General features: G+C 36.8%; 17 protein-coding genes and 2 pseudogenes. 10 read left to right on the top strand and 9 right to left on the bottom strand.

What is annotated here, in order from left to right; genetic code table 11:
* Positions 1 to 303 precede the first annotated feature (303 nt).
* Both LU293_RS09905 and LU293_RS09900 read left to right on the top strand, forming a co-directional pair.
* Positions 304 to 477, top strand: coding sequence for a contact-dependent growth inhibition system immunity protein (locus LU293_RS09905; RefSeq protein ID WP_375540356.1), 174 nt, complete (start codon positions 304 to 306; stop codon positions 475 to 477).
* 94 nt (positions 478 to 571) lie between these two features.
* Positions 572 to 748 (top strand): contact-dependent growth inhibition system immunity protein, encoded by a 177-nt coding sequence (locus LU293_RS09900; RefSeq protein ID WP_375540349.1) that lies wholly within the window; start codon positions 572 to 574, stop codon positions 746 to 748.
* A 178-nt stretch (positions 749 to 926) separates the two neighbouring features.
* Here LU293_RS09900 and LU293_RS03465 read toward each other — a convergent pair.
* Both LU293_RS03465 and LU293_RS03460 read right to left on the bottom strand, forming a co-directional pair.
* Positions 927 to 1,129: pseudogene (locus LU293_RS03465) on the bottom strand (IS1595 family transposase); the annotation flags it as partial.
* Between the two features lie 332 nt (positions 1,130 to 1,461).
* Positions 1,462 to 2,715: an NRAMP family divalent metal transporter gene (locus tag LU293_RS03460; protein ID WP_242748805.1), complete on the bottom strand. Its 1,254-nt coding sequence runs from the start codon at positions 2,713 to 2,715 to the stop codon at positions 1,462 to 1,464.
* Between the two features lie 357 nt (positions 2,716 to 3,072).
* Here LU293_RS03460 and LU293_RS03455 point away from each other — a divergent pair, with 357 nt between their 5' ends.
* Positions 3,073 to 4,446 (top strand): FAD-binding oxidoreductase, encoded by a 1,374-nt coding sequence (locus tag LU293_RS03455; RefSeq protein ID WP_242748803.1) that lies wholly within the window; start codon positions 3,073 to 3,075, stop codon positions 4,444 to 4,446.
* Positions 4,447 to 4,585: 139 nt separating this feature from the next.
* Here the strand turns inward: LU293_RS03455 and LU293_RS03450 are convergent, their stop codons facing one another.
* Positions 4,586 to 4,798, bottom strand: coding sequence for a hypothetical protein (locus LU293_RS03450; RefSeq protein ID WP_242748800.1), 213 nt, complete (start codon positions 4,796 to 4,798; stop codon positions 4,586 to 4,588).
* Positions 4,799 to 4,982: 184 nt separating this feature from the next.
* On the opposite strand from LU293_RS03450, the pseudogene LU293_RS03445 reads away from it, so the two are divergent.
* Positions 4,983 to 5,870 (top strand): annotated as a pseudogene (locus tag LU293_RS03445) (IS982 family transposase).
* On the opposite strand, the gene LU293_RS03440 reads toward LU293_RS03445, so the two are convergent.
* From LU293_RS03440 to LU293_RS03415, 6 genes are all read right to left on the bottom strand, one after another.
* The gene (locus LU293_RS03440; RefSeq protein WP_242748797.1) at positions 5,818 to 6,126 is read right to left on the bottom strand and encodes a hypothetical protein; all 309 of its coding nucleotides are present in this window, start codon (positions 6,124 to 6,126) and stop codon (positions 5,818 to 5,820) included. The pseudogene LU293_RS03445 and the gene LU293_RS03440 overlap by 53 nt on opposite strands.
* Before the next feature lie 28 nt (positions 6,127 to 6,154).
* Positions 6,155 to 6,382 carry a hypothetical protein gene (locus tag LU293_RS03435; protein ID WP_242748794.1) on the bottom strand — a complete coding sequence of 76 codons (228 nt, stop codon included), beginning with the start codon at positions 6,380 to 6,382 and terminating at the stop codon, positions 6,155 to 6,157.
* Positions 6,383 to 6,469: 87 nt separating this feature from the next.
* Positions 6,470 to 6,880: a hypothetical protein gene (locus LU293_RS03430; protein ID WP_242748792.1), complete on the bottom strand. Its 411-nt coding sequence runs from the start codon at positions 6,878 to 6,880 to the stop codon at positions 6,470 to 6,472.
* A gap of 10 nt (positions 6,881 to 6,890) precedes the next feature.
* Complete coding sequence (locus tag LU293_RS03425) at positions 6,891 to 7,271, bottom strand: hypothetical protein (protein WP_242748789.1); 381 nt, start codon at positions 7,269 to 7,271, stop codon at positions 6,891 to 6,893.
* Between the two features lie 263 nt (positions 7,272 to 7,534).
* Positions 7,535 to 7,675, bottom strand: coding sequence for a hypothetical protein (locus LU293_RS03420; RefSeq protein ID WP_242748787.1), 141 nt, complete (start codon positions 7,673 to 7,675; stop codon positions 7,535 to 7,537).
* 68 nt (positions 7,676 to 7,743) lie between these two features.
* The gene (locus LU293_RS03415; protein WP_242748785.1) at positions 7,744 to 8,205 is read right to left on the bottom strand and encodes a hypothetical protein; all 462 of its coding nucleotides are present in this window, start codon (positions 8,203 to 8,205) and stop codon (positions 7,744 to 7,746) included.
* Positions 8,206 to 8,331: 126 nt separating this feature from the next.
* Here LU293_RS03415 and LU293_RS03410 point away from each other — a divergent pair, with 126 nt between their 5' ends.
* From LU293_RS03410 to LU293_RS03385, 6 genes are all read left to right on the top strand, one after another.
* A complete protein-coding gene (locus LU293_RS03410) occupies positions 8,332 to 9,096 on the top strand; it encodes a hemagglutinin repeat-containing protein (RefSeq protein WP_242748782.1) in 765 nt (254 codons plus the stop codon).
* 300 nt (positions 9,097 to 9,396) lie between these two features.
* Complete coding sequence (locus tag LU293_RS03405; protein WP_242748779.1) at positions 9,397 to 10,185, top strand: hypothetical protein; 789 nt, start codon at positions 9,397 to 9,399, stop codon at positions 10,183 to 10,185.
* Between the two features lie 691 nt (positions 10,186 to 10,876).
* Entirely contained in the window at positions 10,877 to 11,905 is a 1,029-nt protein-coding gene (locus LU293_RS03400) for a VENN motif pre-toxin domain-containing protein (RefSeq protein WP_242748777.1), read from the top strand.
* The gene (locus LU293_RS03395; RefSeq protein WP_242748774.1) at positions 11,902 to 12,408 is read left to right on the top strand and encodes a hypothetical protein; all 507 of its coding nucleotides are present in this window, start codon (positions 11,902 to 11,904) and stop codon (positions 12,406 to 12,408) included. Before LU293_RS03400 ends, LU293_RS03395 begins: the two co-directional genes overlap by 4 nt.
* A 268-nt stretch (positions 12,409 to 12,676) precedes the next feature.
* On the top strand, positions 12,677 to 13,447 hold the full coding sequence (locus LU293_RS03390) for a hypothetical protein (protein WP_242748772.1): 771 nt from the start codon (positions 12,677 to 12,679) through the stop codon (positions 13,445 to 13,447).
* Positions 13,448 to 13,449: 2 nt separating this feature from the next.
* Entirely contained in the window at positions 13,450 to 13,950 is a 501-nt protein-coding gene (locus tag LU293_RS03385; protein WP_242748769.1) for a hypothetical protein, read from the top strand.
* Positions 13,951 to 14,078: the final 128 nt, after the last annotated feature.

Raw genomic sequence — 14,078 nt, 5'->3', positions numbered from 1 at the left:
TGATAAAAATATTTACATAATAGTAAAAATAAGGCAGTGAAAACACTGCAAAAGCAGTAAAAAACTTACCAATTAATATCACCAATGTTCCAGCTCTCAAAATAGACAATAAACAATTAGGGAAAAAATTAGGAAAGTATGTTAGTGATTTTGGTGGAAATCCTTCAAATCCACAAGATAGAAAAATGGTCATTGAAAAAATTTATGATATAAGCAATAATCCCGACAAAGTTATATTTGGTACTTTTGCTGGCCAAAGTCCTAATGGGGAAAGAGAGTCTGCTCATTTTAGAATAAAAGGTAATTATTGTTCAAACTCAATCTGGTAATGGTATGATGGGGTTAGATTATATGTATCAGCCTTATATTTTACCCTTAGATATTGATGATAATATGCTTGGTGAAATATTGTTGAAATCTTTATATAATAGCAGAACATTTATTGTGGGCAGTAAAGAAATTGTAATTTTTTTTTGATTTGACCAAAGCTAAGAGTAGCTATGAAAGCTTAGATAGATCAGTTATGTCAGTTTTTGGGCTACAAATCAAAAAAAACATTATTTAAAAAAATATGATGCTTTGTGATGTATACTTGTTTGATGGTATGATAAATATTTATCCTAATCGCCATGTTGGATTTGATGCTTGGGAAGGCTTGGATGATGATAAGACAGTTACCTTACCTTTGGATGGCATATCCCATGAAGTTGGAAAAAGCTTGCGTTTGGTGTTGAATTCTTGCTTATAGTCTGCATTAAATCAAAGATAAAATAGGTTCTCCAAAAAAAGAGTTAGATAGACTCCTAAGGGAATCAGGTGGAGATTTAGCCTATATTGAAAGAAAGCTCAGTTTGAGTGATGGATATTTATCCAAAGCTAAATTTCTGTTTATCAACAAAAAAAATGGGGGCTGTACTAGATTAACCTTAAACTCCACACCATTTCCTAAGCACTTTAAGCTGATGAGAGGCGAGCCATAGTTAAATCTAAATTAAGTCTTTGATAAAAAGATGAATGTTTTTCTTATCAATGTTGTTATATTTGCGTAGTGTACGCTTAGCTTGCGACCAAAACTCTCAATACTATTGGTATGATTGTAAGCTTTTTTTTGATGAACAAACTCTTTACTAAGATAGCTTTCATTAAGTTTTATTTTTTTTATCAAAGCATGTTTTAGCTTTAAAGGCTGGGCATTCTTATTACAAGGCGGATCTACAACAAAATAACGGCTGCTAAATTTGGGAACATCTAAAGTAAATCGTTGTACTTTTGGTGACTGCTTAGAGCATAAAAATTCAAGTAGGCTTAACTAAAATTTTTCTTATTTTACAAATAGTTAGTTTGAATTTATAGTATATCACATGGTGTAATCTACTACCAATCCAACCTTAACCATAGTAAAAAGACCTATCACAGTTGGCAGGTCTTTTTTATATTTTTATAAAATCAGGCTTAATACGCCTAAGTAATCAATCCAAAAAATTGCAATAAAAACAATAATGTAAATCCACTCAAAAATGCAATACCGACAATCGCAAACCATTTCATGAAAGCAGATAATTGATTCTCGCTCTTGATGAGTGAATAGTTTAAATAGGCGAAAATCGGTGCGGTTACAAAAGCACTGATCATGGCAAATTTTAGCAATGCCGCCATTTGCCCCAAGAAAAAGGCGATTAGAACATAGCCTGCGATGGCAGTTAAGGTCGTCCATATTTTGACATAGTTTTCGGTCATGCTGGTATCGCCTGTCTTGATGAGCGACAAACTCTCTGCGTTGGTACGCCCATAGCCATCAATACAGGTAATCACCGTGCCATACATACACAAAAAAGCGATGAAAGTAACAAGCAATCTAGACCATTCGCCAATGGTTTGGGTATACATCTGTATGAGCTGTCCTACATAAGCACCGCCTTGCATGGCAATTTCTTTACCCGACCCATATTGAACCAACACCCCAAGTGCCAAGAAAAACAACGCCAAAATCGCCGAAGTCATATAACCCACATTAAAATCCACCATGCCTTGATAACGACTGGTATGATCGGTGTGAATTTTCTTGGCGGTCCAAACCGAGGTAATCGCTGAAAATTCAAGCGGTGCTGGCATCCAACCCATCAATGCGATGATAAACCCAAGTGCTGCTAGATTCCAAGGCGATGTTTCAATAAAGTCAGGTTGCATGACAGAAGGCTTGCCTACCGCCACTGCAACTGCTGCCAATGTCGCAACCGTCAAAGCTACGATGATCCATTTGGTAACATTATCAAGCAGTTTGTAATGTCCTGCCACCAATAGCACCCATGACGAAACCATCACAATGGCAGACAATGTCAAAGTACCAAGTTCAAATGGTAGCATATGCCCCAAGATGACAGCACACAGTAGGGCGACTGCCCCTGTGCTGATGACACCAGAGATGATACAAAGAACAAAAAACACCCATAGGTAGGCACGAGATTTTTTGGCATAGCCGACCACGAGACTATTGCCTGTGCTATAAGCGTATTGTGTGCCGAAACGATAAAAAGGATATTTGAACAGGTTGGCAAGAATAATCATGATGGCAAGTTGCCAACCATATAACGCCCCAGCTTGGGTTGATGAAATTAAGTGTGAACCACCGATTGCTGCCGATGCCATCAAAATACCAGGCCCAAAAGCACGCCAATTTAGCTCCTTGCCCGTGCCGACTTGTGATGAGTCTGTCATAATCCACCTTTGTAGAATAAAAAAATAAGATGTAAATTACATATCCATATATTAAAGCAACATTAACACATATTAAAACAAAGGTGCAAGAAATACTATTAATAAAATTTTCAATCACTTTAGTAATAAATCATAACTATAAGTTATTCATATTTATGGATTTTTGTAAAAGGTTACTGATGTCCAATCATGTCTTTTTGTCTTTATGTACTTGATATATCCTACAAAATATATACCACAAAAGCACGCCTTGCAAAAGCTAAAAAAATAGCAGATAATGAAATAATGCCGACAAAGCAAACCCATCAAGATTTTGACAAACGAACAACACACAACCAATCAAGCTAAGGAAGCAAGATGTCTCATCGGTTTATAGAAGCGATTGATAAATTAACACAGCGGTTTGGTGACAAGCTCTCTACGAATATGACGGTGCGAGTACAGCACGCCCATACGATGACATGGCTTGATAATGAGCCAAGTGATGCTGTGCTTAGTGTCATGGATAAATATGAGGTCAGCGATGCCATCAAGATTTGCCAAGAATACGGCATGCCTGTCATTGCCTTTGGCATGGGGTCATCGCTAGAAGGGCAATTAAATGCCCCACGAGGTGGACTGTGTATTGACATGAGCCAGATGAATGCGATTGTGCAGGTAAATAATGAGGATTTGACCGCCACAGTGCAAGCAGGCGTTACTCGTGAAGCATTAAATCAGTATCTTAGGGACACAGGGCTGTTTTTTCCAATAGACCCAGGTGCGAATGCCACGCTTGGCGGTATGGTGGCGACAAGGGCGAGTGGTACGAATGCGGTACGTTATGGCACGATGAAAGATGTGGTGCTGTCTTTGGAGGTTGCCATGCCAAATGGCGAGATCATCAAGACCGCCAGTCGTGCCAAAAAATCATCGGCAGGCTATGATTTGACACGGCTTATCATCGGCTCTGAGGGGACGCTTGGGATAGTTACCGAGATTACTGTCAAGCTTTTTGGCGTGCCTGAATGTATTGGTAGTGGTATTTGTCATTTCCCCAATGTGGATATGGCTTGCCAAGCGGTCATGACGACCATTCAATTTGGATTGCCAATTGCTCGCATTGAGCTACTAGATGCGATGCAGGTAAAGGCGTGTAATGCTTATTCTAAGCTTAATTTGAGCGAAACAGCGACATTGTTGGTAGAGTTTCATGGCACGGATACAGGCGTTGTTGAACAGGCGACTTTGTTTGGTGAGATTATTGCAGATTTTGGTGGTACAGATTTTGTATGGGATACCGATGAAGCCAAGCGTAAACAGCTGTGGGCAGCACGGCATAATGCCTATCACGCCAGCCGTGCCTTACGCCCACATGCCAGTGGTTTATCTACCGATGCCTGCGTGCCAATCTCACGACTTGCCGAGTGTGTTACCGACACCATAAAAGACATAGAAGCTCGTCAGATGATAGGTCCTGTGGTGGGTCATGTGGGCGATGGTAATTTTCATGTCATGTTACTTGTGGATACAGATAATGATACTGAGGTTGCCCACGCCAAAGAAATCTTGGAGAGACTTGCTCGGCGTGCCATTGACATGGACGGTACTTGTACGGGCGAACATGGCGTAGGGCAGGGTAAGCGTCAATATATGAACGATGAGCATGGCGGAGCGTTAGCATTCATGAAAAGCATTAAGCACGCCATTGACCCTAATAACATCATGAACCCTGATAAGATTTGGTTGTAAGTTTATTGACGGTTAATCTAAATAGTCAAGCTAAGATAAATCAAGCTTTGGCTAATAAGCCATTTTTATAGTCTTTTCAACCCACAATAACAAACTAAGCCCATACATCTTGCTTTGATTTTCAATCTTTGCTTATTCCCTAAAACCCCATACCAACACTAAATCCACTCACCCAATCTTTATCTGAGAAATGATTTGGCTCATGAATGGCTTTGGCGGTGAACAGGCCATAGTTGAAACTGGCGTAAGGATGATTGGTAGTTGGGGTGATTTGTCCTTTAATGCCTATAGCAGCGCCAACTAGGCTATGACCAAGTAGTAGTTTATCTTGTTCGTGATTTTTGTTTTTCACAAAGCCAGCATCCATTCCTAAATAGATACTGTGATGATGTTTGGTTTTGTGGGTTTGTTTGGGATTAAGCCAAGATGGGCAGTAGCTAAAATCTTGTTTTAACCCCAATCTCAACTTTCCCAACAACCTTAAAATAAAAAAGACATAACCCAATCCTATTTTTAGCACAAAAACGGAGCAAGTTATGTCTTATGATGATTTTATCATTACCGTGTGCCTTATGGTAGATGTTTTATATAAAAGTATTGTAACAACTCCTATCAGAACTCGTGGCTTTCCCCCTGCCTTGTCTGATAGTGAAGTGATTACTATGCAGATTGTGGCAGAGTGTTTAGGTGTAGATACAGACAGGCAAATGTGGTCTTACTTTAAAAACCACTACACACACCACTTTCCCAAAATTGGCTCATACCCCAACTTTGCCAAACACTGTGCCAATTTGTATTGGGTAACAAACAAGATGATGAATGCACTTGCCATACAAAATAAAGCCAGTCAAAACTCATCGCCTGATTTGATAGATAGCTTTCCTATATCTGTATGTCGCTATGGTAGAGCAAGACGACACAAGAACTTTAATGGCATGGTTGCTTTTGGCTACTGTGCCAGTCAAGATGAGCATTACTTTGGCTTTAAGGCACATCTACTGACCAACACACAAGGACAAGTGATAAGCTACACGCTAACAGGGGCAAACGTAGATGACAGACAAGTGGTATTTGAGCTAACAGATAACCTACAAGGTCAGGTGTTTGGTGATAAGGGTTGTTTATCCAAAGATTGACAAGATGGGTTAAAAAGATATGCCATTGATTTGCAAACTCCCCTTAGGGATAATATGACAGATGATAAAGATAAGGGCTTTTTGTCTTACCTTAAAAAGAAAAAAAAGACCATAGAGACTACCATCTCTCAACTGTCAGATAGGTTTAACATACAAAAGGTAAAAGCAAAAGACATATACCACTTGTCTTGTCGTTTTGTTAGAAAGCTACTTGCTCATACTTTTTGTGTGCAGATTAATAAACAACTTGGTAATCCGCCACTACAATTTGAGATGATTTTAAGTTGAGAGTGGGGTTTATCATTTGCATTTTATAGTTATATGCTTCACTAGCGTAAAACAAGAAATGAACCATATCTATCCATCCACCCTGTTCTGTGTAAATATATCTAGATTTTTTATTATTGAAGTAGCCCGTTTGCGTTGGCTCCAACATCAAATTTTTTTCATTCAAGGATAAAAGGTAGGCATGTGCGTCATCACCACGAAGTAATCCAACTTTACGTATAGAGCTGTTTAGCAAGCCTTCAAAATCTTCTGCCATCCCAACCAATTCTTTATTGACAGCATTATTAACCACCGCCATTAGGCAGGGTGATCTTATGTCCATTGGTCATCCAATCGCCTACCATCTCTCCTATGATAGAGCCAACTGCCCCAGCTTTGCAAGAACTATCTTTGACTTTGGCAGACAGACAGCCTGTTAATCCTGCACTAAGCTTATGGGCGATGTTGGCGATGAGTGTGACACCAGCCTTAGACACAAGAGAAGAAAAGGCAGTGTGCCATTGAGTTGGCAACGACGTTTGAGCAAGACTGTTTGATAAAAAAATACCCCTACCATCATGCTTTGAGGCTTATCTATCATACAAGTTGAGAATGAGGTATTAGAAGAATAAATATAAATATTTTAACTCTGTGAATTTTATTTCGCTACTCTCATAAGATGATAAATAAAAGTTTGCGTTATTTAGTTTTCCTTTATATTTAACTGGCATGGTAAAGTTTTCTACAATTATCTTTCCATCAATTTTCTTGTTTTTTATATATATGTATGTTTCATTTGGATATTCAGCATAAGAATAAATAAGATAAGCGTACCTACTCAACAAAATACCATCATACACTCTAAAAAAAGTATCTCTACCTGCATTATGTTGTATTATAGTTATACAAATATCATCACAATAATAATATGCTTTTTCTTTTGCTATAAATAGATATAATAAAATAATTAAAGACAACAATAAAATAATTATTTTAAAATAAAATATTATTATATATCTAAAAAAACTCATTAATAGCTCCTTATTTTGTTTGGCAATCAGAACCAAGTTTTGCATTATCAATATTGCATTCTATCCTTTTTATTCCTAAATTATATCCATACCTACTTCTTAGGTATTGGTAATCTATTTCGCCATATCTGGGGTAATTACCATAAACTTTACCTGTAGTTAAATGATTCATTAATCCAGCTATACCACCAACATGCAATGCACCACTAGCCTTTTGAAAATCCTCATAAGGTATACCTAAAGTAGCAGCATTCATCCCTGCTAGAATATTTCCACCTTCTCTTAAAGTTACATATTTCCCATGAAATAAATATCCATCATAAGCCTTTCTAGTCCCATCCGCATAAGTGGTTCCATTTCCATGAGCTTCTTTAATATCATAATTCCCCATTCCGGGTATATATTTCTGATAGGGAAGGCTTTTCCAGGCCACTGTTAGTATAAAGTCATTTATTTGGATAGAGTATTATCCTTAATCCATCCATTTCGTTGAGCGATCTTAGATAATGTGTCTTTGATATATGAAATTTTCTTATCTCTTGACAAACCAGGACCATTAACTTTTTGGTTGTACTCATGTAATGATGGTATGTAATCAACAGCCTTAACCCCAGTAGCAGTAGGCTGAGTTGGGGAATGAAGTTTGGGATCGTACTAACGACCATCAGAACCCTGATAAACTGTAACTTGTTTGTCTTTATCGTCTTTAAAAGTATAAAGTTTTCGTCCATCAATCGTAGTTTTTCCTGTTGCTACTGCACCATTTGGGAGATTATTCCAACAATCATTATGCACCCACACTCCATACTTACCGATATGGTAGGTGTGGAGGTCTTGTACTTCAAAGTTATAGGTAGTGTTGATTAATACATATTAATATTATTAAAAAAATATTTGATATCACTTAAAAATAAATCAAAGTTTTTTACACTAATTATTTTAATAATAGGCACATTAACATCGATATTTTTATATTCAAAAAAATGATCTGTGTATAGTTTAAAATAAAAATATAAATTGTCTTTACTTCTAATACATCGCTTCATAAAATCATCGAATGTATCTTCTAAAGTAAACGCATTTTTATTTTCTAATTCACCACCCAATGCCATTTTGGTAAATACATCAATATTCATATTCTCATAAAAATAAACATTTTCCAATAATAAACTTTCTAATGAAGCGATAAAGCTAGGAATATAAGTTGGAGAATCCAATGTTCCAATTCTTGTATTACCTATTATCAGAACAAGATGAGCCATATTATTACAATATGTAACAATATCTACTTCAAGATAAATATCTTTATTTCCTATTAACTTCATATTTAACTACCTTTTTAATTCATTGGGGACATCTGTGATTTTAATAGATCTTGATTCTCCTTTTGATGTTTTTCCATTAGTAGAGCCATTCCAATGAAAATTACCATTTCCATCATTTTGAAATCTATGGCAAAAGGACATGGAAGAACCACCACCATCACTAATACTAACAGCCACATCACAGTAGCAGGAACGACTTATCAAAATGTGGGTGGTGATTATATCCTAGATGGTGCCATAGAAAAAGGCAAGCACATGACAGGGCATATCAGCGGAGGTATTCATGCCACCAGCCGTCAAGATACCAAAACCTATGAGGGCAGACAAAGCAGTGCTGGTTTTAATGTGGATATCGATTTAGCCAAACAAGGTGCAGGCTCAAGTATTGCAGTCAATGGTGGTCGCACCAAAGCAAATGCCGATTATAAAGCAGTAACCGAACAAACAGGATTTGCCTACCAAAAGTCTGATGTTATTGTCCATGGTAAAAGCACATTCAAAGGAGCTTACTTTACCACAGCTACCCAAAAAGATAATCAAACCCAGTTTAATGGTGGTTTACAAGTCAGCGATATTCAAAACCACAGCAATTATAAAGCCGATGACATTAATGTCGGTATTTCTACCAAAGCAGGTCAAAAACCTAAAATCAGTGGCATAGGTTATGGCAAAGACGGCGACAACCAAACTTCCACCACCTATGGTGCAGTAACAGGTATGGCAGGTAAGTTTGAGATAACCACCAATAATGTAAGTACACTCAATGAAACACTGGTCAATAACTTTGATAAGGATAGGGTCAATCAAGAGATTGATGCTCAGATAGCCATCACCCAAGAATATGGTAAAGAAATGCCAAAAGCGATTGGGGATTATGCAAGTAATAAATAGCTTGAGCTAATCAACAAAGGTAATATTGATGAAGCCGAAAAATGGGCAGAGGGCGGTATCTACCGTGTCGCACTTCATACATTATCTAGTGCTTTAGCCACAGGTTCAATTGAAGGGACAGTTGCAGGCGGTGGAACAGCGATTGTTATTCCAAAAGTTGATAAATACCTAGAACAACAAGGTTATGATAAACAAACTCGAGATACAGTCTTACTTACACTATCAGCAGGTATTGGTGGTGCTATTGGCGATAACACCGCAAGTGTGGCCAATAGCGTTAATCAGACGGAGAATAATTATTTGAATCATATTGAGAATGCCAAATTAGCTAAGTTGCAACAGGAAAAACAAAGACTTCTTAGCAGGTATTCAACTAGACTTAGTTGTTTGATTGACTCTGATTGTAAGTCAAAACTTGATAGACTTGATTACCAAATAAAAGAGTTTGACAATCTTGGTGAAAAAAGAGATAAGGATTTTAATGCAGCGTATGATAATTGTCGTGCTGGCAAAGGTTGTCAACAATTCTATTATTTGCATGTGACTCAAAGACAACGATGGAATGCTGAGGCAAATAGTTTATTTTTACAAGATAATACGAATGGCAACATGAATAATTGGAAACCAATGCTTGATGAAGAAAATATTTTTCATAATTTTGATGCAAATGGTATTCCAAATAAATTACCTAATGGACATTATCGTTATAAGAAATTTGTTCATAATAATGGACGGTTAGAAATAGTGATCGATACTAAAGATGGAATATTAAGTCCTGATGATTATAGCAGAATAGTCAATAATCCAACAAATGCCGGTAGCTACAATTATTACGCTCCCAGAACTGAAAAAATCGGACATAAGGATTATGACGTAGATCCCTATATTGACTTTGGTAGTGGAAAGGGAGATATAACTTCATTAGAAAGTAGACGAAATGTGCCAATTAGACAGATTGGCTCAATGCCAAGTAAAGTTATTTTTGGAGAGTTGCCACCTATTCTAGAGGTGAAAGGAAGTATTGCTAACAATGCGACCCAAAATATAGTTGATAAAGCATTAGATAGCTTTGAAAAGGAGAAGAAATAGTGAATAGTTATCTACTTTTTATCGTAGCTATATTCTCTTTTATATATTAATATTCATCGCTGTGCAAAGGTATAAAAATCATTGATGGATAAAAAGTTGTACAACATGATATTCTTTATGACAATTACATCGTTAGTTTTCCTAATATTATATTTGCTATATGGTGCATACATAGTTTTCAAGATGGGTATGGGTGTATAATGGGGCGGATTAGCATTTAAGAACAAGGGTATAAGCCATGAGAACGGAGGCTTTATTTTTTAAGACACTATTTTTGGTTTTTTTATCATTTTATATTGTATCTTACTTTATTTTTTTGATACTGGTAATATCTATAGAGATTGGAGGAGATGGCATCGCTCCTAGCTTTATTGAATCAATTAAGATAATAGCAATGGCACCGTTTTTCCTTGATTTTATTGCCACTATATTTTTTTCCCCAGTCTTGTTGCTTGTATGTTTTATTCAGTGGTGGGTAAGGAATAAATCATTAAAAAATTTGATATCATTTTTATTGATAATAATTTATGGTTTTATGATTTTAAAGTTTCCCAGTTTTCATTTCTACAATACAAATTCTCATGATATTATGGATGAAATGTTATATTATTTTTTGGTATCAATACCATCAACTCTGCTTTTTATGGCTTTACTGTTCTATTTAACCAAGAATCAAAGAAGCTAAATTTTTATGATGAACAACCTACGCCTATTTTATGGCATCACATCCGCCCTATATGCACCTAACGGCAACGGCATCACAGGCGACATATCCAGAGTATTAAGCCCAGAACTTTCCTATCAAATCGGACAACACTTTAAACAAAACAACACCGAAGGTACTGCCCCACACATTTTATCCCATGCCCTACTAGGAGCTGCCACAAGCTATGCGACAGGCAACGACCCAACGACTGGAGCGTTGTCTGCGATGGGTGCTGAGGCTACTGCCAAACCTTTATCTCAATATCTATTTGGCACTTCTGACACAAGTAAGCTAACCACAGAACAAAAACAGACGGTAAGTAGTATTGCAAGCCTTGCAGGACTTGGAGTTGGTGCGACGACTGGCGATGTGGCAGAAGCGGTGAATGCAAGTGAAGTTGGGAAAGTGGCGGTGGAGAATAATGGAGGTGCAAACTATATGCAAAAAGGTAGAGCCTTAAATGCTCGTGCGTGCAGGAATGGGGATGTTAATGCTTGCGAGGTAAGAACCCTTGGTGACATCTTTGGGGAATACGCTGATAAATATCATGATTTAACAATATATTCGGTAAGTGCTGGTGTGTTTTCATATACCATTGTTGTAAACAATAGAAATGGCAATGTTTGGATTGGTGGAATGCCTAAATCAGATGAATACCAAGCTGGATATGGAATTACCATAAATCCAAAAGATTATGTAAATAGAATCCAAGACGATATTAAAGCTAAAGGCTTCAAAAAACCTGTTTCTTTGGGGATTTCTGTTCAGGTTGGAACAGTTATTGGTGCGGGTAGTAGCGAGGCAAAAGTGGATCAGGCGATTGGAGGTAGATCTCTTGGTTTGCAAGGTTGTCATTATGCTTGTTTGAGTGTATCTAGAGGTGAAGGGAAGGAAGGGTATTGGACTGTGGCAACAGGTGTAGGTACTACCCAAGTTGGTGTTGGTGGCACTGTGATGCGACAGCTGACAGATACCGAGAAGAAGATCTTAAAAGACTTAGGTGTTTTAAAATGAATCTACTCAATAAAATCATACTTATCGTAGGTGGTATAATAAGCACCGCTTTATTTGGGCTGTATTTTTATAAATTGTACGACAAAAGTTTTGAAAAGGCGAATCCTTATTTGTATCAATGGAAATACTATGATTTGCCAAATAAAGAGAAAATGGCTCAAGTTGTTGATGAATTGACAGATTTTGACAGATCCTATTTAGATGAAGATTATTTTAGAAAAGCCGACCATTATTACTTTTCAAGATATTTTGCCTATGATAAATCTGAAAATGTCATGATTAAAATCATTGCAGACAAAAAATTTGTTGTGCTTGAAGTGGATGAGAAAAAAATATTTTGCTTGAAAGATGGTATGTATGTTGAATTTAAGATAGATGAACGAGAATTTTTTGGCATACATGTATTTTGGAGTCCTAGAAGTGAATGCCGTAAACACTGGTGGGGCGGTAAAAATCCACGAGCTTTGCAAGATTTGGCATCTTACGCCAAAGCATTAGAATAAATCAACTCGTACCACAACGTGATTATATATTTTTACAAGGCACTAATTATCCCATGCCCTACTAGGAGCTACCACAAGCTATGCGACAGGTAATAATGTAGCACTAGGAGCATTCAGTGGAGCAACCAGTGAAAAAGTCGCCCCTGCCTTATCCAAAATCTTATATGACAAAAACCAACCTAGTAAGCTCACTCAAGAACAAAAAGACACCATCACAAGCATCATAAGACTAGGTACAGTTGCTACTACCTACACCACCACAGGTGATGTGGCAGAAGCAGTAAATGCAAGTGAAGTGGCTAAGGTGGCGGTGGAGGATAATCAATTTAGTTGGACACCAAGTAACTTTAATATATCTACAACAGACATCAATCACCAAATTGTTAAAGCTGAGCATTGTCAAAGAAACCCAAATTTAGAAGGTTGTAGTGATGCCAGACAGAAAAATTCAAATGCTAAAAGTAAGGATTTGCCATTTTTATTTTATGTAATGCCTGAGCATATAACTCCGTTTTTGAGTAGCAGTCAGAAATCAGTAGCGGAAACAATGAAGCCTATCATGAAGTTCAATAGATTGGCTGCAACTACTGCTGGATATACCCCTTATGTCTTCGCAGCAGCTTCAGTTACTCCAACAACAGTCAAAGTAGGCTCTGCAACTTCTGCTGTAAGCTACCATGCAACCACTCCTAAAAATGAACGAAATGCTTTGGGTTATATATCCAATACTGTTACAGGGGGTCTTGGAGGGGGAGCGTTAAATATGACCAAAAATACAACACAAGCAATTACTGTTGGTGTTGCAGCGGCATATAGTAATCAAATTATTTCTAACAAAGGCGATGATTTTAGTGTTAAGCCATCTCATGTGGTGAATGGGTTTACTTATGGTGCAGGAAAGTATCTTGGTAACTACAATTGTGGTGATTTGTGTCAGACCTCAATTACTGTGGCTCCTAATGCGTCATTTGGAAAAATTTCGGATGAGCTATATAAAAAATACACCATTTCTATAGATAAACAAAAAAAAGGACAATAAAAATGAATCGAAGTAATATTTATTATTTTGTCATAGATAGTAATTTTATAAATAGGGTTAATAGAGCTTTCATTATATTATTCTTATGTTTGGCTTTTATGTTATTTTTTTCTTATTATGTGTTTACTTCTAATGCATGGGCTGTTCAAATTTTCGGAGTAAAAATTTCAACATACTATCTGCCACCAATAATATCGTTGGCAGTGGTATCAATCGAAGAGATTGCGCTACTTATAAACTATGGCAGAAAGTCTTTTAAAACCATCAGTATTGTCGATAGTACGATAAAAGGAAAAGGTTTTTTAAATCAAAAAATCATGATTGATAATCCCATCATCTTGGATTGGGATTACTCTATAAAAAAGAATTGGATTATCACCAAAAAAGATCCAATTTTATCCGTCAGCTTTATTAAATTAACTAATGGACATAGCATTTTTTTTATACCACACAGTAAAGCCGATAAGAATTTTATCAGTCATTTGGAAAGTGTTGCGAAATAATAAAATATCATACAAATGTTGTTACTGTTAAAATTGACCCAACAACAGGCAATTCTACATGATATAAGGCAACAAAAACCAACCATAAAACGTACTACGCCATTAATAACTTGCAAAAAAAACAGTGA

This window comes from Moraxella nasovis (genome assembly GCF_022701215.1).
Lineage (GTDB): Bacteria > Pseudomonadota > Gammaproteobacteria > Pseudomonadales > Moraxellaceae > Moraxella > Moraxella nasovis.
Note: the sequence above shows the minus strand (reverse complement) of the source record. Positions and strands in the feature narration are given on the sequence as shown.